Origin of the sequence: Streptomyces sp. 3214.6 (assembly GCF_900129855.1) — a bacterium.
Lineage (GTDB): Bacteria > Actinomycetota > Actinomycetes > Streptomycetales > Streptomycetaceae > Streptomyces > Streptomyces soliscabiei.
Genome location: NZ_LT670819.1, coordinates 8,044,767 through 8,067,805 on the forward strand (window position 1 = coordinate 8,044,767; position 23,039 = coordinate 8,067,805).

At 70.6% G+C, this 23,039-nt stretch carries 21 protein-coding genes and 7 tRNA genes; 18 read left to right on the forward strand and 10 right to left on the reverse strand.

The annotated features are described in order from the left end of the window. Window positions 1–32 precede the first annotated feature (32 nt). The gene (locus B5557_RS36335; RefSeq protein WP_079663466.1) at window positions 33–341 is read left to right on the forward strand and encodes a TFIIB-type zinc ribbon-containing protein; all 309 of its coding nucleotides are present in this window, start codon (window positions 33–35) and stop codon (window positions 339–341) included. 54 nt (window positions 342–395) lie between these two features. Here B5557_RS36335 and B5557_RS36340 read toward each other — a convergent pair. The 5 genes from B5557_RS36340 to B5557_RS36360 form a co-directional block, all read right to left on the reverse strand. Beyond that, a tRNA-Val gene (locus tag B5557_RS36340) sits at window positions 396–467 on the reverse strand. Window positions 468–486: 19 nt separating this feature from the next. Beyond that, a tRNA-Val gene (locus B5557_RS36345) sits at window positions 487–558 on the reverse strand. A 34-nt stretch (window positions 559–592) separates the two neighbouring features. Continuing rightward, a tRNA-Val gene (locus B5557_RS36350) sits at window positions 593–664 on the reverse strand. Between the two features lies 1 nt (window position 665). Continuing rightward, a tRNA-Cys gene (locus B5557_RS36355) sits at window positions 666–739 on the reverse strand. Window positions 740–777: 38 nt separating this feature from the next. Next, window positions 778–850: transfer RNA gene (locus tag B5557_RS36360), tRNA-Gly, on the reverse strand. Between the two features lie 188 nt (window positions 851–1,038). Between B5557_RS36360 and B5557_RS36365 the strand changes: the two genes are divergently transcribed. The 3 genes from B5557_RS36365 (at window position 1,039) to B5557_RS36375 (ending at window position 3,818) form a co-directional block, all read left to right on the forward strand. Next, on the forward strand, window positions 1,039–2,091 hold the full coding sequence (locus B5557_RS36365; protein WP_079663467.1) for a chorismate-binding protein: 1,053 nt from the start codon (window positions 1,039–1,041) through the stop codon (window positions 2,089–2,091). After that, window positions 2,088–2,909 (forward strand): aminotransferase class IV, encoded by an 822-nt coding sequence (locus tag B5557_RS36370; protein WP_079663468.1) that lies wholly within the window; start codon window positions 2,088–2,090, stop codon window positions 2,907–2,909. Before B5557_RS36365 ends, B5557_RS36370 begins: the two co-directional genes overlap by 4 nt. 84 nt (window positions 2,910–2,993) lie before the next feature. Beyond that, the gene (locus tag B5557_RS36375; protein ID WP_173877775.1) at window positions 2,994–3,818 is read left to right on the forward strand and encodes a GNAT family N-acetyltransferase; all 825 of its coding nucleotides are present in this window, start codon (window positions 2,994–2,996) and stop codon (window positions 3,816–3,818) included. 53 nt (window positions 3,819–3,871) lie between these two features. Here the strand turns inward: B5557_RS36375 and B5557_RS36380 are convergent, their stop codons facing one another. Beyond that, window positions 3,872–4,399, reverse strand: coding sequence for a DsbA family protein (locus tag B5557_RS36380; RefSeq protein WP_079663470.1), 528 nt, complete (start codon window positions 4,397–4,399; stop codon window positions 3,872–3,874). 282 nt (window positions 4,400–4,681) lie between these two features. Here B5557_RS36380 and B5557_RS36385 point away from each other — a divergent pair, with 282 nt between their 5' ends. Together B5557_RS36385 and B5557_RS44360 are read left to right on the forward strand one after the other, a co-directional pair. Then, a complete protein-coding gene (locus tag B5557_RS36385; protein ID WP_079663471.1) occupies window positions 4,682–5,128 on the forward strand; it encodes a hypothetical protein in 447 nt (148 codons plus the stop codon). 223 nt (window positions 5,129–5,351) lie between these two features. Then, on the forward strand, window positions 5,352–5,504 hold the full coding sequence (locus B5557_RS44360) for a hypothetical protein (RefSeq protein ID WP_173877776.1): 153 nt from the start codon (window positions 5,352–5,354) through the stop codon (window positions 5,502–5,504). A gap of 99 nt (window positions 5,505–5,603) precedes the next feature. Here B5557_RS44360 and B5557_RS36395 read toward each other — a convergent pair whose 3' ends face one another. Both B5557_RS36395 and B5557_RS36400 read right to left on the reverse strand, forming a co-directional pair. Beyond that, a complete protein-coding gene (locus B5557_RS36395) occupies window positions 5,604–6,164 on the reverse strand; it encodes a CGNR zinc finger domain-containing protein (RefSeq protein WP_079663473.1) in 561 nt (186 codons plus the stop codon). A gap of 332 nt (window positions 6,165–6,496) precedes the next feature. Then, window positions 6,497–6,910: an SsgA family sporulation/cell division regulator gene (locus tag B5557_RS36400; RefSeq protein WP_004002642.1), complete on the reverse strand. Its 414-nt coding sequence runs from the start codon at window positions 6,908–6,910 to the stop codon at window positions 6,497–6,499. A gap of 191 nt (window positions 6,911–7,101) precedes the next feature. Between B5557_RS36400 and B5557_RS36405 the strand changes: the two genes are divergently transcribed. The 7 genes from B5557_RS36405 to B5557_RS36435 all read left to right on the forward strand — a co-directional run bounded on the left by B5557_RS36405 (window position 7,102) and on the right by B5557_RS36435 (window position 15,196). Next, window positions 7,102–7,563 (forward strand): TIGR02611 family protein, encoded by a 462-nt coding sequence (locus tag B5557_RS36405; RefSeq protein ID WP_079663474.1) that lies wholly within the window; start codon window positions 7,102–7,104, stop codon window positions 7,561–7,563. Window positions 7,564–7,699: 136 nt separating this feature from the next. After that, window positions 7,700–7,771: transfer RNA gene (locus B5557_RS36410), tRNA-Val, on the forward strand. 841 nt (window positions 7,772–8,612) lie between these two features. After that, complete coding sequence (locus B5557_RS36415) at window positions 8,613–9,902, forward strand: ABC transporter substrate-binding protein (protein WP_079663475.1); 1,290 nt, start codon at window positions 8,613–8,615, stop codon at window positions 9,900–9,902. Between the two features lie 14 nt (window positions 9,903–9,916). Further along, window positions 9,917–10,873: a carbohydrate ABC transporter permease gene (locus tag B5557_RS36420; RefSeq protein WP_079663476.1), complete on the forward strand. Its 957-nt coding sequence runs from the start codon at window positions 9,917–9,919 to the stop codon at window positions 10,871–10,873. After that, a complete protein-coding gene (locus B5557_RS36425; protein ID WP_079663477.1) occupies window positions 10,870–11,745 on the forward strand; it encodes a carbohydrate ABC transporter permease in 876 nt (291 codons plus the stop codon). The genes B5557_RS36420 and B5557_RS36425 overlap by 4 nt, the downstream gene beginning before the upstream one ends. 10 nt (window positions 11,746–11,755) lie before the next feature. Beyond that, the gene (locus tag B5557_RS36430) at window positions 11,756–12,355 is read left to right on the forward strand and encodes a hypothetical protein (protein ID WP_079663478.1); all 600 of its coding nucleotides are present in this window, start codon (window positions 11,756–11,758) and stop codon (window positions 12,353–12,355) included. Between the two features lie 105 nt (window positions 12,356–12,460). After that, a complete protein-coding gene (locus B5557_RS36435; protein ID WP_079663479.1) occupies window positions 12,461–15,196 on the forward strand; it encodes an exo-rhamnogalacturonan lyase family protein in 2,736 nt (911 codons plus the stop codon). Window positions 15,197–15,203: 7 nt separating this feature from the next. Here B5557_RS36435 and B5557_RS36440 read toward each other — a convergent pair whose 3' ends face one another. Next, a complete protein-coding gene (locus B5557_RS36440) occupies window positions 15,204–17,609 on the reverse strand; it encodes an SCO7613 C-terminal domain-containing membrane protein (protein WP_099937703.1) in 2,406 nt (801 codons plus the stop codon). 66 nt (window positions 17,610–17,675) lie between these two features. On the opposite strand from B5557_RS36440, the gene B5557_RS36445 reads away from it, so the two are divergent. After that, entirely contained in the window at window positions 17,676–18,122 is a 447-nt protein-coding gene (locus B5557_RS36445; RefSeq protein WP_079663481.1) for an SRPBCC family protein, read from the forward strand. A gap of 39 nt (window positions 18,123–18,161) precedes the next feature. Then, window positions 18,162–18,233, forward strand: a tRNA-Val gene (locus B5557_RS36450). A gap of 55 nt (window positions 18,234–18,288) precedes the next feature. Here B5557_RS36450 and B5557_RS36455 read toward each other — a convergent pair. Continuing rightward, window positions 18,289–19,014 (reverse strand): 3'-5' exonuclease, encoded by a 726-nt coding sequence (locus B5557_RS36455; RefSeq protein ID WP_079663482.1) that lies wholly within the window; start codon window positions 19,012–19,014, stop codon window positions 18,289–18,291. A gap of 168 nt (window positions 19,015–19,182) precedes the next feature. On the opposite strand from B5557_RS36455, the gene B5557_RS36460 reads away from it, so the two are divergent. The 3 genes from B5557_RS36460 (at window position 19,183) to thrS (ending at window position 23,039) form a co-directional block, all read left to right on the forward strand. After that, window positions 19,183–19,749 (forward strand): DUF4365 domain-containing protein, encoded by a 567-nt coding sequence (locus B5557_RS36460; RefSeq protein WP_079663483.1) that lies wholly within the window; start codon window positions 19,183–19,185, stop codon window positions 19,747–19,749. Next, a complete protein-coding gene (locus tag B5557_RS36465; protein WP_079663484.1) occupies window positions 19,746–20,963 on the forward strand; it encodes a hypothetical protein in 1,218 nt (405 codons plus the stop codon). Before B5557_RS36460 ends, B5557_RS36465 begins: the two co-directional genes overlap by 4 nt. A 99-nt stretch (window positions 20,964–21,062) precedes the next feature. Further along, the gene (gene thrS, locus B5557_RS36470; RefSeq protein ID WP_079663485.1) at window positions 21,063–23,039 is read left to right on the forward strand and encodes a threonine--tRNA ligase; all 1,977 of its coding nucleotides are present in this window, start codon (window positions 21,063–21,065) and stop codon (window positions 23,037–23,039) included.

Genomic DNA, 23,039 nt, shown 5'->3' on the forward strand with positions numbered 1-23,039 from the left:
CAGGACCGACCGGCGAGGAGTTGAGCCGAACCATGCAGTGCCCGAAGTGTCACGCTCAGATGCACACGTACAACCGCAACGGCGTCCAGATCGAACAGTGCAGCAACTGCCGCGGGATCTTCCTCGACTACGGTGAGCTGGAGGCCCTGACCCGGGTGGAGGCCCAGTGGTCCCAGCCGGCGCCGCCGCCCCCGGCCGCCCCGCAGGCGTACCCGTCGGCCCCGGTCGCGCCCGCCTGGGGCGCCCCGCACGGCGGCGGTCATGGCGGTGGGCACTACGGCGGTCACCACGGCGGCCACAACCGGCACAAGAGCTTCGGCCACATGCTGTTCTCCAGCTGACCCGGCACACGGAAGAGCCCCCGACCGCGAAGGCGGCCGGGGGCTCTCGGCGTGTGGACGATACTGGGATTGAACCAGTGACCTCTTCCGTGTCAGGGAAGCGCTCTCCCGCTGAGCTAATCGTCCGGGAGGGGGTGGTGCTGCGTGCGCGATACTGGGATTGAACCAGTGACCTCTTCCGTGTCAGGGAAGCGCTCTCCCGCTGAGCTAATCGCGCGGGACAGATCTCAGACCTTCCGGCCAAGATCCAGTGGACGATACTGGGATTGAACCAGTGACCTCTTCCGTGTCAGGGAAGCGCTCTCCCGCTGAGCTAATCGTCCTTGGAGGTGGAGACGGGATTTGAACCCGTGTAGACGGCTTTGCAGGCCGTTGCCTCGCCTCTCGGCCACTCCACCAGGAGTGTAGGGGACCTGGAAGACCCCTTCTTCCTTCGAGCGGACGACGAGGCTCGAACTCGCGACCTCAACCTTGGCAAGGTTGCGCTCTACCAACTGAGCTACGTCCGCTTGTCGTTTCGGTCGGCTCTCGCGTCCCGGCGACGTGTTGAACTCTAGCGGATTCCCGGGCCAGTACAAAAACGCGTTTGTGCAGCGTGCTGCGCTGCGCCCACTCGCGGACCTGGTCAGGCCGCCCGGGCGGGACAAGCGGGACATGCCCGACCCGGCCCCGACGGACTCGCCATAGACTCGACAACGTGCTCGACCTCCCTCCGCTCGCCCGTTTCGGTGGCCGCGTGGCCACCGGCCTTCTCGACGTCACCAGCGATCCCGCGGCCCTCGACTCCGCCGGTTTCTGGGCCGTTTGCGCCGACTTCGAGGGCCGTTTGACCTGCGCACGCTTCGCCGATGTACGCGAGGAGCCGGTGCCCGCTCCGGTGCCGGGGGCGTGGCGGGGGCCCGCGGCCGGTGACTGGACGTCCTCCCTCGACCGCGCCGGGTACACGGCCGGGGTGCGCCGCATCCGCGAGCACATCGCCGCCGGTGAGGTGTACCAGGCCAACCTCTGCCGCGTCCTGACCGCTCCCGTGGCGGCCGACGCCGACGTGGACGCGCTCACCGCCCTGCTGGCCCGGGGCAACCCGGCACCGTATGCAGGAACGATTCGGCTGCCTGCCCACGGCATAGAGACGGCCACCGCCTCCCCCGAGCTCTTCCTGCGCCGTGCCGGGCGGGTCGTCGAGTCCGGGCCCATCAAGGGCACCGGGCGCACCGAGGCGGACCTCCTCGACAAGGACTACGCCGAGAACGTGATGATCGTGGACCTCGTCCGCAACGACATCGGGCGGGTCTGCGCCACCGGCAGCGTGAGCGTTCCCGAGCTGTGCACCGTCGAGAAGCATCCGGGCCTGGTCCACCTCGTGTCCACGGTCCGCGGTGAGCTGCGCGACGGCGCCGGCTGGCCGCACCTGCTCGACGCCGCCTTCCCGCCCGGCTCGGTCACCGGCGCCCCCAAGTCCAGCGCCCTCGGCATCATCGACGCCCTGGAGACGGCGCCCCGCGGCCCCTACTGCGGCGGCATCGGCTGGGTCGACGCCGACCGAGGGACGGGCGAGCTGGCCGTCGGCATCCGCACCTTCTGGATCGACCGCGCCGCCGACGGCGCGGCCGTGCTGCGCTTCGGCACCGGCGCCGGCATCACCTGGGGTTCCGACCCCGAGGCCGAGTGGGAGGAGACCGAGCTGAAGGCGTCCCGGCTGCTCGCGGTAGCGTCGGGAGCGTACGAGGTGAGTGAAGGGACGCTTACGTGAAGATCTGGCTCGACGGCGGGCTGCAGGACATCGAGTCCGCCCGTGTCTCCGTCTTCGACCACGGGCTGACCGTGGGCGACGGCATCTTCGAGACGGTCAAGGCGGTGGACGGCACGACGTTCGCGCTCACCCGCCACCTCGACCGGCTGACCCGCTCCGCACGCGGCCTCGGCCTGCCCGACCCCGACCACGACGAGGTCCGTCGCGCCTGCGCCGCCGTCCTGGCGGCCAACCCGATGCCGCTGGGTCGGCTGCGCATCACCTACACCGGAGGCCACGGCCCCCTAGGCTCCGACCGCGGCGACCAGGGGCCCACCCTCGTCGTCGCCCTCGGCGAGACCGTCCGGCGCGCCGACTCCACGGCCGTGGTCACGGTGCCCTGGACCCGCAACGAACGCGGTGCGCTCACCGGCCTGAAGACGACCTCGTACGCCGAGAACGTCGTCGCCCTGGCCCGTGCCCACCAGCACGGCGCCACCGAGGCGCTGTTCGCCAACACGGTCGGACGGCTCTGCGAGGGCACCGGGTCCAATGTCTTCGTCGTCCTGGACGGCGAGATCCACACCCCGCCGCTCGCCTCCGGCTGCCTCGCGGGCATTACCCGTGAGCTGACCGTCGAGTGGACCGGCGCCAAGGAGACCGACCTTCCGCTGGACGTCCTGGAGCGGGCGGACGAGGTGTTCCTCACCTCCACCCTGCGCGACGTCCAGGCCGTCCACCGCGTCGACGACCGCGAACTGCCGGGCACGCCGGGGCCGGTGACCGCCAAGGCGATGCGGATCTTCGCCGAGCGGACCGGGGACGACCTCGACCCGTAGAGGCCGGGAGGTCCACGGCGTCGAAACAGCAAGACCCCGGAAAACAGGCTGACGTTTGGCTCCACGGCGGGTAGAAAGCCCCTGATGACCACGACTCTGCGGCCGACCGAGCCGCTTCAGCGCGACGCCGACGGGGCCCTGTCACGCCACTATCGAGTGTGTGTGAACAGCCGTCCCGTCGGAGCGGTCCACCTCTTGACGTCCCAGGCCTTCGGGCCCGGCGTCGCCGGGATCGAAGACCTCCGCATCGAGGAACCGGACCGCGGGCGCGGCCGGGGCACGGTGGCCGCGCTGGCCGCCGAGGAGGTGGCCCGCGGCTGGGGCTGCAAGCGGATCGACGTCAGGGTGCCCGCCGACGCGCAGGCCGCGCTGCGCCTGGCGACGGCACTCGGCTACGTTCATCGCAACCGCGGCATGGAGAAGCCCCTCGGCGCCACCGCCCCCGGGCTGCCCGAGGGCAGCCGGGCGAGGCCGATGACGGAATCCGAGTACGGCGCCTGGTTCGAGCGCGGCCTCGCGGAGTACGCCCGGGTCTGGCAGGAGCGCGGGGTGCCCGAGGACGAGGCGTGGGCCAAGTCGCGACGGGATCATGAACTACTGCTGCCGCAGGGTCTGGCAACGGAGAACATGCTGTTCAGCGTCCTGGAGCACGAGGGCACCCGGGTCGGCACCCTCTGGGTGTCGCTCGTCGGCGACAGGGCGTTCGTGTTCAACGTCGAGGCCGACGCGGCCTTCCGGGGCCGGGGCCACGGGCGTTCCTTGATGATGCTGGCCGAGGCCCAGGCGATAGCGGCCGGCAAGCGGCTCCTGGGTCTCAACGTCTTCGCCGACAACACCCCGGCCGAGCGGCTGTACGAGTCGCTCGGGTATGTGCCGGTGAGCTACTCGATGTACAAGAACCTGCTCTGAACCGATCTGTTCTGAACCGGTCTGGTTCTGAACCGGTCTGCGCGGAGCCGGCCTTACGCCTGTTCGGCCAGCAGCCGGTCGGCGATCTCCTCGATCCGCTCCCGCAGTCCCTCCTGGCTCTTGCCGCCGTCGAGACGCTCACCGCCGATGACGTACGTCGGGGTCCCGGTGACGCCGATCGCCTTGCCTTCGGCCTGGTCGGCGTCCACGATCAGGATGTGCCGGCCGTCGATGAGCGCGGTGTCGAACTCCTCGGCGTCGAGCCCGAGTTCACCGGCGACCTCGACCAGGAAGGGCTCCCCCGCACGGTCCAGGTCCGCCACCCGGCCCAGCACGGCCTCGACGTACGGCCACCCCTGCCCCTGCTCCAAAGCCTCCTCGGCGGCCTGCGCGGCGGCGAAGGCGTGCTGGTGCTTCTCCAGCGGGAAGTGCCGCAACCGCAGCTCCAGCCGGTCGCCGTACCGCTCGCGCAGGGCGCGCAGATCGTCGAGGGCGCCACGGCAGTCCGGGCACTGCAGCTCGCACCAGACGTCGAGGACGACGGCACGGGTGGGGGAGGAGGTCGGGGACGAGTCGCTCATGACGCCAGTCTCCCAGCCCCGGCTCGACCGCCCCAATCCGGATCACCGCCCGCACTTCACGCGGACCCGACCGCCCCGTGAAGCGCCCCTGAGGGAACCCCGACGGAGGAGGATGCGCGGCACCTACGGAGGAGCCGACCCGGAGATGTCCCTGATGTCCGGCCGGAGCGTGGCCCACGAGCGGTGCGCAGGTGCAGGATGGAAGGGACGAAGCGCCGGCCTGCCGGCGTGGCGCCGAGTCGCTCTGAACCTTGCCCGAGTGAGCCACGCCTGGAGGACCGGATGATCGCCGAGACAGTCTGTTCCGCCGTCGCCGCGGCCGGCCTGGGCATCGCGGTGGTCACGGCCTACCGCAAGCGCTTCCTGTCGGCCGCCCGCATCGCGGCCTACTCCCTGGTGCCGCTCGGCCTGGTGATGACCGGCGTCGTCGGATGGGTCGCCGACACCGCCTTCAGCCCCACGGCCTGGGCGGGCTTCGCCGTGCTCGGCGGCGCCTGGGCCCTGTTCGCCACCACCCGTGCCGTGGAGCGCCGCCGCGGCGGCACCCGCAAGGAGCGCAAGGCGGCGGCCCGCTCCGCACAGTCCGGGGCAGTGGCCCCCACCGCCTCGGCGCCCTCGCTGGGCCAGGCCTCCCGCCCGGCGTCCCGTCCCGCAGCCGCACCCCGGGCGACCGGCGGCTCCGACGACTTCAGCGACATCGAGGCCATTCTCAAGAAGCACGGCATATGAGGCACGCGTAGAAGCCGGGGCCGCACCCGTGGCGGCCCCGCATGGGACCCCGGCCAGGGCTGCGGCCGTGAGGCGGGCTCGCGTTGAAACGACACACTCGGCCTGACCGCGCGCGGAAATGATCACGGCCTGAAACCGACGTCACGGAATCCGGCGAACTCCCGCTCAATCCGTGCGTGTTGATCGCACAGGGGGTGTCACCTGCGTCATCATCGCCCGCGAGATGCTGGACACGACACAGAGCGACGCCGCGCCGCCCAAGGACGAGCCGCGCGGGTGCCTCTTCGCCCTTTCCCAGCCACCGCTGATGATCTTCCTAGCGGTGATCGGGTGTCTGCTGCTCATGGCTTCGCTGCACGACCTGCTGCTGCTCTGAGCCGTACCCGCGGTCCCCGGCGTCACCCGCCGGGGCCGCGTCGGCATCGACCGACCCGGAGGACCCCCAGGAGCCTCGACGGCCTGCGCCTGGGGCCCCTCAGCCCGCGGCCTCCTTGCGGCGCGCCCGGTAGGCGGCCACATGGAGGCGGTTGCCGCAGGTGCGACTGTCGCAGTACCGGCGGGACCGGTTGCGGGAGAGGTCGACGAACGCGCGTCGACAGTCCGGGGCCTCGCAGCGCCGCAGCCGCTCCTGCTCCCCGGCCACCACGAAGAACGCCAGCGCCATCCCGCAGTCGGCCGCCAGATGGTCGGCGACCGAGGCACCCGGTGCGAAGTAGTGCACATGCCAGTCATAGCCGTCGTGATCGGTGAGGCGCGGCGTGGTGCCCGCGGCAGCGACCAGCTCGTTGATCAGACCGGCGGCGGTGCGGGGATCCGAGGCCGAGAAGATCGCGGCGAACCGCCCGCGGACCCTGCGCACCGCCGACAGGTCGAACTCGGAGAGCACGCCGACGTCACTGAAATCGTGCGTTCGTACGAAATTCTCGAGGGCGGCGACATCCGGTAGCGCGTCCGGGGCCGTGTCGTCCTCCGGTGCGGTGTTCACCAGATCCACCACGGCATCGAGCGCACACCGGGTGTCGTGGGTGATCAGCACATTTCGCTCCCTGGCCTGAAGAGTCGGGCGGGCGCCCGCCGATGCTGGCCGATGGTAGCCGCACCGGGCCGCCGAACCACGGCCGATCGCGGCCCGGATCCCGTGGGCGTCCGGTGCCGGAGGGGTGGGGCACCGCCTGACGGAAGGCCGGAGCACCGGGTTTCGGCAGCCCCCACGATTGCGTTGAGCGCCGTCCGGGCGTGCCGCACGCACGCCGACGCCGCCCCACGGGAAGCCCGTGGCGCGGCGTCGGCGCATGCCCTATGCGGTTGTATGGGCCCGAGCCGTCTCCCCGAGTGGACGGCGCCGGGCGGCATGGTGTGAGCCTCGCCCTAGCTTTCCGCCAGGATGTGCGAGAGCTCCTGATCGAGATCGAAGTGCCGGTGTTCCGTGCCCGGGGGCACGGCCGCGTCCGTCCGCTTCAGGAAGGACTCCAGGGCCCGCGCCGGGGCTTCGAGCAGGGCCTCGCCCTCAGGAGAGCTCAGGGCGATGCAGACGACGCCCTGACCGTGGCTGCGCGACGGCCAGACACGGACGTCGCCGGTTCCCGTGGGCCGGTGCAGGCCCTCGGCGAGGAGGTCGCGGGCGAACACCCACTCGACGGTCTCCTCGGCTCCGGTGTGGAAGGTGGCGTGCACGGCGTAGGGGTCGGCCGTGTCGTACCGCAGGCCTGCGGGGACAGGCAGGGAGGACTCGCTCGACACAACGAGGCGCAGGTGCAGCTCGCAGCTGACCGTGGTGTTCATAAGCGCCAGGGCCTTTCGCTCAGTGTGCGCTCGGGGATTCGCACGTCGGCGAAATCGACATGCCACCTACGGTGCCGTTGTAAACCCCTCTGCGTGTTTTGCGTGCCTTTACGTAACTCTTCCGGCCGAGGGCTCGTTCGCGAAGTACCACCATTCCGGTGACCGGAATCTCTCGGGTAGGGTCTGGCTGTATGAATACGGGGAGTAACGAGCCGGGTGAGGCGGTCGTGGCACTGGACGGGGCGCAGCCGGACGGGACGGCGGAGGAGCCGCACGCTCAGGGGCTCGGCTCCCGGGCGCCCGAGTTCGTCAAGGCGCGCCGCATGCTGCATCTGAGCTGGCAGGTCGGCGTCTTCGTGATCGGCCTCGCCGTGGTGGCCGCCGGCATCGTCATGCTGCCGCTGCCCGGTCCCGGCTGGGTCGTGATCTTCGGCGGCATGGCGATCTGGGCGACCGAGTTCGTCTGGGCCCAGCTGGTACTGCGCTGGACCAAGCGCAAAGTCACCGAGGCGGCACAGCGAGCCCTCGACCCGAAGGTGCGGCGCCGCAACATCATCCTGACCGTCGTCGGCTTGGTGATCATCGGCGTGCTCGTGGGTGTCTACCTGTGGAAGTTCGGCCTGGAGATGCCCTGGAAGATCAAGGACCAGTGATCTTCGGAAGATCGGGGATCAGTGATCTTCGGTTGGCCTTCGGTCGGGCTTCCGTCGATCTTCGGCGCGAGCCTGGAGGCCGGTCGGTCGTGGTCACGGCCACCCCCTGACATGGGGTAATGTTCTTCCTGCGTCCGGGCGATTAGCTCAGTGGGAGAGCGCTTCGTTCACACCGAAGAGGTCACTGGTTCGAACCCAGTATCGCCCACTCGGACCGGCGGCCCGTCTGCGAGAGTGCAGACGGGCCGCCGTCGTTCACGCCACCAGCACCCTCCGGCGTCCGCCGGTGCCACCGACGCCGACGCCGGTGGCCGACGTCGCTGCACGTACCGGCTCTGATGCCAGGTTCCGATGCCGGTGCCAGCACTGATACCGGTGCCATCACCAATACCGGCGCTGATGCAGCTTCCGACCCGGCTGCCGACCCGGTCAGCGCGCCTCCTCGCCGGCGACTGCGAGGGCGGGGGCGATGTCGCGGCCAACGCCGGGCGACGGCGGGCGGCGGCGGGCGACGGCGGGCGGCGGCGGGCGACGGCGGGGGCAACGGTACGCAGTCATTGCACCCCCGACCGCCACCCCTTCGCGCCCCTTACGAGCCCTCATCGTGGCCTTGATGGGGTCGGGCTGTCCGTGGATGGCGGGGTACCTCGTCGCGCACCTCTTCCTCACTCGCCGCGGGGCATTCCCGCCTCGTCCCACCGTTCCCCACCACCCACCGCCTTCACGCCGTCAACTTCTTTCCTGACTCACAACTTCCACCTCACCGCCTCCGCAACTCCCAACCCGCCAGGCGGATTTCGGCCTCCCACTTCACCCCCTGACGGGCGATCACTGGTTCGGGCCCCCGAACAGAGTTCCCTCACCTGCGAGTTCGTCCCTCCGGGAGACCCGCAGCCTCAGGTCGCCCCCCGCCCCCCGCAGGGCCCGCGCGCAAGAAATTCCTGTCCGAATCATTGACGCTCTCTCAACCCCCTCGTACCTTGTGCCAGCAAGCGCTTTCTTGAAACGATTCATGCAAGCGGCAACGACGCTGCGGGGAGGGCCCGACTGTGGGAACCAGCAGGAATGTTGAGAGGCGAACGATCCTGAAGGCTGCGGGGGCGACGGCGGCCACTCTGGGCCTGGCCGCGACCACGGGGTGCGGGGGAGACAGCGGGACTTCCGCGGACGGGACGGTGACGATCCGTTACGCGTGGTGGGGTGGCGAGCCGCGCACCATCGCCATCAAGAAGACGATCGCGCTCTTCGAGAAGAAGTACCCGAAGATCAAGATCAAGCCCGAATTCACCGACTACGAGGCGTTCTGGGAGAAGTTCCAGACCCAGGCCTCCGGCGGGAATCCGCCGGATGTTTTCCAGAATGCGGTCGGCTTTCTGCGCAAGTACGACAAGCGTGGCGTTCTGATGGATCTCAAGTCGCAGGCGGACGCGGGGAATCTGAGCCTGGAGAACTTCCGCAACGGCGTTCTGGCGAACGGTCAGGTCGACGGCAAGCAGATCGGCATACCCGTCGGCGCCAACACCATGTCGCTCGTCATCGACCTCAAGGCCTTCAAGAAGGCCGGCGTGGAGGCGAAGTTCGGCTGGACCTGGGACGAGTACTTCGCCGCGCTGCAGACGATCCAGGACAAGGCGAAGATCGCCGGTGACACCGGCTACTGCGCCATCATGTACCTCTACGACCTGTATCTGCGGCAGAACGGCAAGGCCTTCTTCACCGAGACCGATCTCGGCTTCACCGAGGCCGATCTGACGCAGTGGTGGGAGGACGGCTACAAGCGCGTGAAGTCCGGGCTGGTCGCCGACCCGAAGAAGATCGAGCAGGTCAAGCCGAAGTCCGGTCTCTCGGCGGGCCTCGCGGCGTCCGAGTTCACCTGGGACAACTTCTCCATCCGCTACCAGGGTGAGGGCGATTCGGACTACGGCCTCGCGCCGATCCCCACCATGGACGGCAAGCAGACCGGCCAGTACCTCGGCTCGCTGATGCTCAGTGCCTTCTCCGGGACCAAGCACCCCAAGGAAGTCGCCCAGTTCATCGACTTCATGGTCCACGACCCCGAGGTCGGCAAGATCATGGGCTACGACCGCGGCATCCTCGCCACCACCGAGCAGTACGACGCCTTCAAGCCGACCGACCCGAACAACAAGGGCGTCGCGGCCTACGAGGACGAGGTCGCCAAGGCCGGCGTCCTCGGGAAGATCACCCCGCATCCGTCCGGCGCGGACGTCATCGAGGCGGCCTTCCTGCGGATCGGCGGTGAGGTCACCCAGGGCAAGACCAAGCCGGCCGACGCCGCGAAGGCGCTGTTCAGCGAGGCCAAGGCCGCGTTCGCGGGCTGAGGGGACGTACCACCATGACGCTCGTCAAGGAAGCGCCCGCGCGCCCGGCGAAGAAGCGGTCCGCCGCTCCTGCCGCCGGGCGGCGCGGGCGGCGCCGCGAGAACCTCGCCGGCTACCTGTTCATGTCGCCGTGGATCGCGGGGTTCCTGCTGCTCACGGCGGGACCGATGATCGCGTCGCTCTACTACGCGTTCACCAGCTACAACCTGTTCACGCCGCCCAAGTGGGTGGGGCTCGACAACTTCACGACGATGTTCCAGGACCCGCGCTGGCAGAAGTCGGTCGAGGTCACCCTGAAGTACGTCGTCGTGGCCACCCCGCTGAAGCTGCTCCTCGCGCTCGGAGTGGCGCTGCTGCTGGCGCAGAAGCGGCGTGGACAGGCCCTGTACCGGGCCGCGTTCTACATGCCGTCGCTCATCGGCGCCAGCGTCTCCGTGGGCTTCGTGTGGCGGGCGCTGTTCTCCGACGACGCCGTCGTGGACCGTACGCAGAAGATCTTCGGGCTCGACGTCGGCGGCTGGATCGGCAACCCGGACTACGTCCTGTACGCCCTGGTGGCGCTGAGCATCTGGCAGTTCGGCGCGCCCATGGTCATCTTCCTGGCCGGCCTCAAGCAGGTCCCGCAGGAACTGTACGAGGCCGCCGAGATGGACGGGGCCGGTCCGTTCCGGCGGTTCTGGAACATCACGCTGCCGATGATTTCCCCAGTCCTCTTCTTCAATGTGCTGCTGGAGTCCATCCACGCGTTCCAGGTGTTCGGCTCGGCGTATGTCGTCTCCGACACCCGGTGCGGGCCCGCCGACGCCACGCTCGTCTACACCTGTTACCTCTACCAGAAGGGCTTCAAGGAGGCCCAGATGGGCTTCGCCTCCGCGATGGCCTGGACGTTGGTGGTCGCGGTGGCGCTCGTCACGGCGGTCCTGTTCTGGTCGCAGAAGAAGTGGGTGCACTACGAGGAGGCCGCCAAGTGAGCAGTGCCACCAGCCCCGTCACGCGCCCCGCGCACGAGCGGCGGCGCATCGGATCCCTCGCCTGGCACGTGGGCGCGCTCCTTGTGCTCGCGGTCGTCCTCTATCCGGTGATCTGGGTGCTCGGCGCCTCGTTCAAGCCGAGCAAGGACATCATCGCCAGCCTCGACCTGCTGCCCACCAAACCGGTCTGGGCGAACTTCTCCGGGCTCGCCGACGGCATCTCCGGCCTCTCCATCACCAGCTTCTTCACCAACTCGCTGATGTACGCGGTCCTGGCCGTGATCGGTGTGGTGCTCTCCAGCTCGCTGACGGCGTACGCCTTCGCCAAGATCCGCTTCGCCGGGCGGAACCTGCTGTTCACGCTGATGATCGGCACACTGCTGCTGCCGTACCACGTGCTGCTCATCCCGCAGTACGTGCTGTTCCGTAACCTCGGCTACATCGACACGCTCGTGCCGCTCGTCGCGGGGAAGTTCCTGGCCACGGAGGCGTTCTTCGTCTTCCTGATGGTGCAGTTCATGCGCGGGCTGCCGCGGGAGCTGGACGAGGCCGCCAAGCTCGACGGCTGCGGGCATCTGAGGACCTACTGGTCCATCGTGCTTCCGCTGTCCCGCCCCGCCATCATCACCAGCGCCATCTTCACCTTCATCAACGCGTGGAACGACTTCATGGGGCCGTTGATCTACCTCAACACCCCGTCCAAGTACACCGTGTCGCTCGGCCTGATGATGTTCCGCGACCAGGAGGGCATCTCCAACTACGGCAGCATGATCGCGATGTCGCTGGTGGCGCTGGTGCCGGTCATCGCCTTCTTCATGGCCTTCCAGCGCTATCTCATCGACGGTATGGCGACCTCCGGATTGAAGGGCTGAGGCGGTCACCATGGCGCAAGCACGTGTGAAGGCACGCTCAGCGCGCAGGGAGTCCGTGTTCGGCGAGCGTTTCGCGCTCTTCGCCGAGTGCCTGCTCACCGGAGTGTGGATCGCCGTGGCCTGCCTCGGGGTCGTCACCTACCCCGCGGCCTTCGCCGCCGGCGCACGGCATCTGCGGCGTCGTACGACCCATGAGGACGGCGGCTGGCGGGAGTTCGTCGCCGACCTCCGGGCCGCCGTGCGCGGTGGCTGGGTGGCCGGGATCGTCGGGTGGGCGGCGCTGGCCGCGGTCTGGGTGGACGTCCGGGCCGCGCGGGCCGGGCTTCCCGGCGGGCCGTTCGTCGGGGCCGTCGGGGTGTTCGCGCTGATCGGCCTCATGGTGGCCGGGCTGCGCGCGGCGGCGGTCTGGACGCCGGGGGACTCCTGGCGCGCCCTGCTCGGGCAGGCCGGCCACCGTACCGTGCTCGACCCCGCAGGGTCCTTCCTGCTCGTCGGCGGACTGGCGGTGGTGGCGTGTTCCGCCTGGTTCGTCGCGCCGCTGGCGGTCCCGGTCCTCGGTGCCGTCGCCGCTGCGGCCGTCGCCGTGGAGGAGCGCCACCGGCGCCGCTGACGGGCGGCGCCCGCACACCAGGTCGGCGCCCCGAGCGCCGTACCTCGCTCTGTCATGCCCCTGACCACCCCCCTGCATCCCGCACGGAAGGAAAGGCTGCATCCCATGTCTCCCATCCCCCGCAGGTCCCTCCTCAAGGCGGCGGCCGCCGCCGGCACCGCCGCACAGTTCAGCTGGGCGCTAGGGGCGAAGGACGCCGAGGCCGCGCCGAGAGACGCGGCGGCGGACGCCGATCCGGTGACCCTGGACTGGCTGGAGGACGGCGGCCTCGGCGCCGCCCCCGGCTCCACGCTCGGCGTGCCCTGGCCCATGGGCGCCTACCAGGAGGATCAGACCTTCGCGCTGACCGACGCCGACGGCCGTGACGTTCCCGTACAGTCCTGGCCGCTCGCGTACTGGCCGGACGGCTCCCTCAAGTGGACGGCCCACGCGGTCGGTTCGGGCTCCGGCAAGCTCACCCTGGCCGCCGGCGCGCCGGCCGCGCCCGCCAAGAAGGTCACCGTCGACAGGAGCGGCGGCACCATCGACGTGTCGACGGGGGTCATCACCGCGAAGATCGGCAAGTCCGGGGCGACCCTCATCAAGTCCGTCACCCGTGGCTCCACCGAGATCGCCAAGAACGGCCGTCTGGTCCTGATCCGCCAGCCCGAGATCGAGGACGAGGACCAGGGCACCGTCAGGACCGAGCGCTTCGAGGGCGCCATCGACGGGGTGAGCGTCGAGCAGTCGGGCCCGGTCCGCGCGGTCGTCCGCATCGACGGCAAGCACCGCAAGGGCAGCCGCAGCTGGCTCCCGTTCTCCATCCGCCTGTACTTCTACGCGGGCGCCGACTCCTTCCGCATGGTGCACACCATCACCTACGACGGGAAGCAGGAGCCCGGCAAGGCGAGCGGCGACTTCATCCGGGGCCTCGGCGTCCGCTTCACCGTCCCGATGCGCGACGAGTCCTACGACCGTCACATCCGCATCGGCGGCGAGGGCACCGGCCTGCTGCGCGAGGCCGTCAAGGGCATCACAGGACTGCGCCGCGACCCCGGCGCGGCAGTGCAGGCCGCCCAGTACGCGGGCCAGAAGCTGCCCGACCCGGCCACCTGGGACCAGCGGGTCACCACCCGCCTCCAATACATCCCCGAGTGGGGCGACTACACCCTCTCCCAGCTCTCCGCCGACGGCTTCACCCTGCGCAAGCGCACCAAGAAGGGCTACGGCTGGATCGGCGCAGGAGGCGGCAAGCGGGCCTCGGGCTTCGGCTACGTCGGCGGGGTCAGCGGCGGATTCTCCTTCGGCCTGCGGGACTTCTGGGAGAAGCACCCGAGCCAGCTCGACATCCGTGACGCCCACACCGACGAGGCCGAGGTCACCCTCTGGCTCTGGTCGCCCGAGGCACAGCCCATGGACCTGCGCTTCTACCACGACGGCATGGGCCAGGACACCTTCCCCGAGCAGCTCGAAGGCCTCAACATCACCTACGAGGACTACGAGCCCGGCTTCGGCACCCCCTACGGGATCGCCCGTACCTCCGAACTCCTCTTCTGGGCCAACGAGTCGACACCCGCCCCCGAGAAACTCGCCGAACAGGTCGAGGCCGTCCGGGTGCTGCCGCAGCTCGCCGCCCCGCCCAAGCAGCTCATCAAGGCCAAGGTCTTCGGCCCCGGCCTGTACTCCGAGCCCGACCGCTCCACCCCGGCCAAGGCGAAGATCGAGGACCACCTCGACTTCCTCTTCACCTACTACAAGGACCAGGTGGAGCAGCGCCGCTGGTACGGCTTCTGGGACTACGGCGACATCATGCACACCTACGACACCGTCCGGCACCAGTGGCGCTACGACATCGGCGGCTATGCCTGGGACAACTCCGAGCTGTCGCCCGACCTGTGGCTGTGGTTCGCCTACCTGCGCTCCGGCCGCTCGGACATCTTCCGCTTCGCCGAGGCGATGACCCGGCACACCGGCGAGGTCGACGTCTACCACCTCGGCCAGTGGGCGGGCCTGGGCACCCGGCACGGCGTCCAGCACTACGCCGACAGCGCCAAGCAGCAGCGCATCGCCAACACCACCTACCGCCGCTACTACTACTTCCTCACCGGCGACGAGCGGGTCGGCGACCTCATGCACGCCAACGTCGACTCCGACGAGACGTTCCTCGCCCTGGACCCGCTGCGCAAGATCCGCACCGAGCCCTACACACCCGACCGGCACGCCCTGTCGATCGGCTTCGGCACCGACTGGAGCGGTCTGGTGTCGGCGTGGCTGACCGAGTGGGAGCGCAAGGGCCCCAAGTGGGAGAAGGCCAAGGCCCGCGTCCTGTCCACCATGGAGACCATCGGCGCCCAGCCCAACGGCTTCGTACAGGGCAGTGGCCTGTACGACCTCGACACCGGCAGGTTCGCGGTTGCTTCCGGGCCCGTCGTCGGCGTCTCGCACCTGTCCGCCGTCTTCGGCCTCAACGAGCTGTGCGCCGAGCTCATCCACCTGGTCGACATGCCGAAGTTCAAGGAGGCCTACCTCGACTACTGCCGCTACTTCAACGCCACCAAGGCGGAACAGGCGGCCCGCTACGGCACCAACTTCGGCACCCTGCTGCTCTTCCAGGGCCACTCGCGCCTCGACGCGTACGCCGCCGTCCAGACCGGCGACGCTTCGCTCGCCAAGCGGGCGTGGACGAAGTTCTACAGCTCCGACGGCTACACGGAGTCCTCGCCGTGGAAGACGGAGAAGCTGAGCGGCCCCGCCACCCTGGTCGCGGGCAGCGAGGCCGCCTGGGTGTCCACCAACGACACCGCGCTCTACGGCCTCGCCGCCATCGAGAACCTCGCCCTCCTCGGCGACAAGATGCCGTAGCCGACCGTCAGTTCATCCTCCCCAGGACCTCCCGTGCCCTGCGGACGTTCCGCAGCCGCTGCTCGTACGTCGCCCCGAGTGCGAGCAGCAGCAGTCCGGCGAGGGCGGGAGGCACCCAGCGGGGGAGCGCGTCGGTCACCTGGACGAGATACGGGGCGAGCTCGTGCAGCGTGTCCAGGGTGAGCACCGAGCCGCCGAGCACGAGCGGCGCCTGCAGCCGGCGCCGGGCGCCCACCAGGGTGAGCAGCAGTGCGGCCGTCCCCAGCAGCAGGGGGCGGATCCACTCCGGGTCGCCCCAGGCCGCGGCGAGGCTCGGCAGGAGCGTGGCGGTGAGCCCGGGGCCGTACGCCGTCCAGGACGACGCGGCCGGGTCCCGCCGCCGGCGCAGGGCTCCGACGAGCAGCGCCGGCACCGTCACCGGCAGGGTGTACGCCTCCGGGACCCCGACGCGCCAGGCCGCCAGGCGCACCCACGCGGCCAGCACGAAGAGGGCGACGGCCACGTAGCCGACAGTGCGGCGTTTCGGGCGCAGCGCCGTGCCCGCGGCGATCACCGCGCACAGGGACAGCACCAGGGCGAGCAGCGGCAGGTCGAAGACCGCCAGGCCGATGGCGACCAGACCCGCCGCGGCTCCGGTCGCCTCGACCGCGATCGTCGTCGCGGGGTCGCCGACCACGGGCGCGACCAGGGCCGCCGCCACCGGAACCACCAGCACCAGCAGCGCGATGTGCTCCGGCCGCCAGCCGGCGGAGGCGCCGATGGCGCAGGCCAGGGCCGTGGCGTAGCCGAGAGCGGCGGCCGCCGACGCCGGTGCCAGGCGCTCACGCAGGGCCGCCACCGCGCACACCACGGTCAGCGCGGCGAGGACGGTCAGGGTGGCCGGTTCGGTGGCCAGGGAGAGGAAGGCGAGGCCGAGGGAGGTGGCCAGGGCGAGCCCGGTGGCCGCCCGCGACACCGGCACCAGGAGCGCCACCGTCGCCAGCCCCTGCACCCACAGGCCTACCGTGTAAGGGAGTTGCAGCGCCGTTGGGGTGACGAGGACCCCGGCCCAGGTCAAAGTCAGCGCGGCGGTCAGCGCCTGCGGGCGCCACTCCTCGTTCCGGACCGTCGTCGCGAGCACCGCGGCCACGGCGACGAGGATCAGGGGAGCCGTGACGGCGTACGGCGGCCAGAAGGCGTCCATCGTCGCCGCGGCGCGGGCGTCGGCCGGAACCCCGGACCACGGGTGCCGGAGCCATGCCGCCGGACCCAGCAGCGTGACACCGACGGCCGGCACCGCCCACAGCACCGCACCCGCCTGGACGGCGCCGGAGGCCCAGAGGACACCCCGGCGCGCCGCCTCCTGCCCCCGCACGGCGGCCAACAGGGCGATCCCGCACGCCAGATACGCCGGTACCGCCCAGTCGCCGGGCACCAGGACCCGCAGGACACCGCCGACGCCGACGACCATGCACAGGGCGCCGGCCGCGGCCGTCCCCGTCGCGAGCTCCGGGCGGAACCGGCCCGCGCCCAGGGCGATCGCCGCGGCGAGGGCGAGGAGCGCCGCCGCACGGGCGGCGGCGCCCGGACCGTCCGCGTTCACGGAGAGCAGGCCGGCCGTCAGCACACCCCAGCCGCCCGTGCCGAACGCGCACACCACGGCGACGAGCCGCACCGGCCGGTCGGCCGCCCGCAGCGCGACCGCCGCGTCGAACGCCGCCGTCGACAGCACCGCGGCCGTGACCGTGTACGCCCCGCCGCCGACCGCGATCGTCCAGAGCAGCAGCGGGAGTTGAGCGACCGTCAGGGCGGCCGGGCGGGGGAGCCGTACCGTGGCCGAGCCCGGCAGCGCGGCGAGCGCCGTGCCGTACGCGGCCCACAACACCGCCAACGCCGTCGACCCGGCCGCCGCGTACGTCGTACCGTCCGCCGCCGTGAACGCCACCTCGTACAAGGCGTACGCGTCCAGCACCGTCAGCGCGAGACCGAGACCGGCGACCGACTCGGCCGTCGACCGCAGCCCGCGCCGCAGCAGCGCCACCGGCGCCCCGAGCACCGCCAGCGTGACCGCGCCCAGCACCAGGGACCGGCCGACGATGCCCAGATGACCCCAGCTGACCAGCGTGAACACCATCGCCGCGATGGTGAGCAGCAGGCCACCGAGCAGGAGAAGGACGTTCTGCACGCCGGGCGCGGTCGCCTCGGGACGGGGGGACGGCGCCGAAGGCATCGGCGTCGGCCGGCTCGGCCACGCCGGCGGGGCCTGCCGTACCGCCTGCTGAAGCGCGGCGACCAGCCAGGCGCGGCGGGCCAGCAACTGGGCCCGGCGGGCGTCCAGTTGCTGTAGCTCGGTGTCGAGGAGGCGCAGCTCCTCGGCCGGGGACGGAAAATGCGTCATGTTCCGGAGTGTGGTTCGCGTCACGTGCGACGACATGAGCGCACATACTCAGAACGTACTCAAATGCCGCCGCCCGGACGCCCGTGCGGGCACACTCGGCCCATGGACTGGACCCGGTACCGCTTCCGCACCCTGTGGGACCTGCCCGCACCCCCCGCCCGCGTGTACGACACCCTGGAGCAGGCCGAGGACTACCCGCGCTGGTGGCCCCAGGTACGCGAGGTGAACCGGGTCGACGACACGAGCGGCGTCGTCCGCATCCGCTCCCTCCTCCCGTACGACCTGACCTTCACCGCACGGGAGGTGCGGCGCGATCCGGCCGCAGGCGTGCTGGAGATCGCGATGACGGGCGACCTCGACGGCTGGGCGCGCTGGACCCTCACCGCCCACGGCTCCGGCACCCTCGCCCGCTACGACCAGGTGGTCCAGGTGAACAAGCCGCTGCTGCGCCGGTTCGCCGTCCCCGGACGGCCGGTGTTCCGCCTGAACCACCGGCTGATGATGAGGTCCGGACGGCGCGGCCTCATGGCCCACCTGCAAGCGGTTTGAAGGAAGCGCGGGGGGACCTGTATGGTTCAGTGCGTTCCCGGGCGATTAGCTCAGTGGGAGAGCGCTTCGTTCACACCGAAGAGGTCACTGGTTCGAACCCAGTATCGCCCACCGGGAGAGGCCGGTCCGCAGCACGCGGACCGGCTTTTTCGTGTCCGCGCTCGCCTCAGGCCGCCGCCGGCAGTTCCGGGCGCAGGGGCCACGAGGTGTCCACCGTCTCCGGAGTGCCGCTGCGCGCGAACCAGGCCTGGAGCCCCCGCGCCTGAGCCGCGTGCCAGGCCGTCTGCAGGGCGTGCAGATCGGCCGGGGTCAGCCGCTCCAGACGCGTTGCGAACCGTCGGCCGAGCGCCCGGACGACCTCCAGCGCGGCCAGCGCGTCCGCCGCCGCGTCGTGCGCCTCGGACAGCGTCACGCCGTAGTGCGCGCACAGGTCGGTGAGCGTGCGCCGGCCCTTGCGGTAGCGGTCCAGGTGCTTGTCCAGGACCCGGGGGTCCAGCACCCGCAGCGGCGCCGCCTCCAGCCAGTGCTCCAGCGCCGAGGCGCGGTGCCTGCGCAGCTCACGGTCGAGCAGCGTCAGGTCGAACGGCGCGTTCATCACCACCAACGGGCGTGCCGCGGCGGCCTGCTCCGCGAGCAGCTCGGCTATCTCGAACATCACCGGCGACGGCCAACGGCCGTTGCGCTGCAGATGTTCGTCGGTCAGCCCGTGCACCTCCGTCGCCCCGGCCGGCACCGGCACGCCCGGGTTCACCAGCCAGCGGCTCACCCGCGGCCGCACCCCCGGCGCGTCCTGGACGACGAGGGCGGCCGACACGATCCGGTCGGTCTCCACGTCGACGCCCGTCGTCTCCGTGTCAAATGCGGCCAGCGGCCCCTCGTACCAGTACGTCATCCCTACCCAACCCCTCGTTCACCCATGGCAGCTGACGCACCGTCTTCTGCCTGTTTGGTGATACCCGGGCTGTTTGCGCCGTACGCCGGAAGGACACAACACGGGTACGGGTCTTTGCAGTTCAGCGGCCCGTCACGGGGACTGGCTTTGCGTGGAAGGCTGTTGGTCATGGCGATAGCGCAGCCCGAGCGGGGCGGGCTGCTGCCCGAGCACGCGGGGCTTCATCGCGGCACCCTCGCCACCACCGCCTGCATGGAGACACTGCAGGTGGGCTATCTGCACGCGGTCGCGGCGGCCGCGGGATGCTCGCTGTCCCAGCCGTTCCCGGACAACGGCATCGACTGGCATGTCAGCCACAGCGCGCCCAGCCACACCGTCGACGACGAGGTCACCATCAAGGTGCAGCTCAAGGCCACCTACCAGGTGCGGCCCAACCCACCGGGCCGCTTCTTCTCCTTCACGCTCGACAACGACCACCTGCGCAAGCTCGCCCGCAGCCCGGTCTCGGTGCACAAGATCCTCGTCGTGATGCTCGTGCCCAGATCCCAGGACGACTGGCTGCGCGCCAGCCACGACCGACTCGACCTGCGGCACTGCTGCTACTGGGTCAATCTCGCCGGCCACCCGATCACCGGCCGGACCCGGACCACCGTGCGGATACCGACCACACGCATCTTCGACGACCGGGCGCTGTGCGAGATCATGACGCGGGCCGGGACGGGAGGCAGACCATGATCCACCGCCCCCTCGACGAGCCGCTGCGGCCCGTACGACCGCACCCCGAGCCCCACTGGGACCAGGCCCCGCAGCCCGGCGAGGTCGACCCTGCCGTCCTGGGCGCCCTGCTCCGCCGGCACGGCTGGCAGCGGCGCGGCGGCGCCGCCGGACGCTACGGCCGCTGGACCCCGCCCGGCCCGGGCGGCGGCGGGACCAGCCTGCTCGTGCCCGAGAGCCGCGCCTTCCCCGACAGCGACGACCTGCTCGGCGAGGCGCTCCTCGCGCTCTCCCGCAGCGGCACGCCCTCCGCGCGCGAGGTGCTCGTCGGGCTCGCCGTGCCGAGCGACGAGATCCGCTGGTGGCGGGACGCGCCGAGCGGACCCGCCGGGGCCGCCTCCTGGACCGTCGAGGAACAACTGCGCGGGGCGGCCCGCCAGATGCTGCTCGCCGGCGCGCTCGCCACCCGCGCGCGTGCGGGCTACTACGGCGCCCGACATCGGCGCGCGGCCCTCGCCATCCTGGAGAGCGTCCTGGTCGGCTCCGCGGCCGGTGGACGCAGCCTGACGGCCTTCGCGCCCGTCGCGGGCGCCCGCGCCCTCGCCGTCCGCCTCCATCAGGCCCTGTACGCCGTCCGCGAGGCCATCGACTACCAACGGGCCACCGGCGGCATGGACGCCTTCGACGGTGCCGTGGAGGCCGGCGCCAGCCGCGAGCTCACCGAAGCGCTCATCGCCCTCGTGCGGGGTGCCGAGGGCGCCCGGATCGCCGTCGAGTGGTCGCCCGCCGCCGGAGTCCCCGAGGACTGCGCCGCGAGCGACGAGCCGGTCGAGTTCTCGCCCGGCGACCTGTCCGTGCTGCGCGAGGCCGGCGCCCGCTATCTGCGCGAGGAGCCCTCGGTGCCCGTGCGGGTCACCGGCACCGTGGTCCGGATGCGCAGGTCGGGGCCGCGCGGCGAGGGCAGCATCCGGCTGCGGGTGCTGGCCGGCGCCGAGATCCCGCACGTCCGCCTCACCCTCGACGAGGAGGACTACCGCATCGCCGGACAGGCCCACCTGGTCGGACTGCCGGTACGGGTGCAGGGCCGGCTGGAGAGCAGGGGCGGGTTCCGCAGGCTCACCGGCGCGAGCGGAGTCGTCCCCGTGCAGGTGGAGGAGGCCGAGCGTGACCGGCTGATGAAGTCCCTGCAGGAGAACCTGGACTTTTTCGAGGAGGCGTGCGGGGGCGAGGACTGAGGGTAACCGTTTCGCGGTCGGCGGGTGCGGGTCGGTACGATCCCCTATTGCGCGCGCTCACGGTATGGCGCCGCACCCACCTTCAGTCAGGAGAGACCGGTGTCAGACGTCCGTGTGATCATCCAACGCGATTCCGAGCGGGAAGAGCGCACGGTGACGACGGGCACCACGGCCGCCGACCTCTTCGCCGGCGAGCGCTCGATCATCGCCGCGCGCGTGGCCGGCGAGCTCAGGGACCTGTCGTACGTGCTCGCCGACGGCGAGGAGGTCGAGGGCGTGGAGATCTCCTCCGAGGACGGCCTGGCCATCCTGCGCCACTCCACCGCGCACGTGATGGCCCAGGCCGTGCAGGAGCTCTTCCCCGAGGCCAAGCTGGGCATCGGCCCGCCGGTCAAGGACGGCTTCTACTACGACTTCGACGTAGAGAAGCCGTTCACGCCCGAGGACCTCAAGGCCGTCGAGAAGAAGATGCAGGAGATCCAGAAGCGCGGGCAGAGGTTCGCGCGTCGTGTGGTCACCGACGAGGCCGCCCGCGAGGAGCTCGCCGACGAGCCCTACAAGCTGGAGCTGATCGGCCTCAAGGGCTCGGCCTCCAGCGACGACGGCGCGGACGTCGAGGTCGGCTCCGGCGAGCTGACCATCTACGACAACCTCGACGCCAGGACCGGCGACCTGTGCTGGAAGGACCTCTGCCGCGGTCCCCACCTGCCCACCACCCGCAACATCCCGGCGTTCAAGCTGATGCGCAACGCGGCCGCCTACTGGCGCGGCAGCGAGAAGAACCCCATGCTCCAGCGCATCTACGGCACCGCCTGGCCCTCCAAGGAGGAGCTGAAGGCGCACCTCGACTTCCTCGCCGAGGCCGAGAAGCGCGACCACCGCAAGCTCGGCTCCGAGCTCGACCTGTTCTCCATCCCGGAGCAGATCGGCTCCGGCCTCGCCGTCTTCCACCCCAAGGGCGGCGTCATCCGCCGGGTCATGGAGGACTACTCGCGCCGTCGGCACGAGGAGGAGGGCTACGAGTTCGTCTACACCCCGCACGCGACGAAGGGGAAGCTCTTCGAGACGTCCGGCCACCTGGACTGGTACGCCGACGGCATGTACCCGCCCATGCAGCTCGACGAGGGCGTCGACTACTACCTCAAGCCCATGAACTGCCCGATGCACAACCTGATCTTCGACGCGCGCGGCCGCTCCTACCGTGAACTGCCGCTGCGCCTCTTCGAGTTCGGGACCGTGTACCGGTACGAGAAGTCGGGCGTCGTGCACGGCCTCACGCGCGCGCGTGGCTTCACGCAGGACGACGCGCACATCTACTGCACCCGCGAGCAGATGTCGGAGGAGCTCGACAAGACGCTCACCTTCGTCCTGAACCTGCTGCGCGACTACGGCCTGACCGACTTCTACCTGGAGCTGTCCACCAAGGACCCGGAGAAGTTCGTCGGCACCGACGAGGTCTGGGAGGAGGCGACCGAAACGCTGCGCCAGGTCGCCGAGAAGCAGGGCCTCCCGCTCGTTCCCGACCCGGGCGGCGCCGCCTTCTACGGGCCGAAGATCTCCGTCCAGACCAAGGACGCCATCGGCCGCACCTGGCAGATGTCGACCATCCAGCTCGACTTCAACCTGCCCGAGCGCTTCGACCTGGAGTACACGGGACCGGACGGCGCCAAGCAGCGCCCGGTCATGATCCACCGCGCGTTGTTCGGCTCCATCGAGCGGTTCTTCGCGGTCCTCCTGGAGCACTACGCGGGCGCCTTCCCGGCGTGGCTGGCCCCGGTCCAGGCGATCGGCATCCCGATCGGCGACGGGCACGTGGAGTACCTGGAGAAGTTCGCCGCGGCCGCGAAGAAGCAGGGGCTGCGGGTCGAGGTCGACTCCTCCTCCGACCGCATGCAGAAGAAGATCCGCAACGCTCAGAAGCAGAAGGTGCCCTTCATGGTCATCGCGGGCGACGAGGACATGTCCGCCGGCTCGGTGTCCTTCCGCTACCGCGACGGCTCGCAGGAGAACGGCATCCCCTTCGACGAGGCCATCGCGAAGATCGCGAAGGTCGTCGAGGAGCGGACGCAGGTCTGA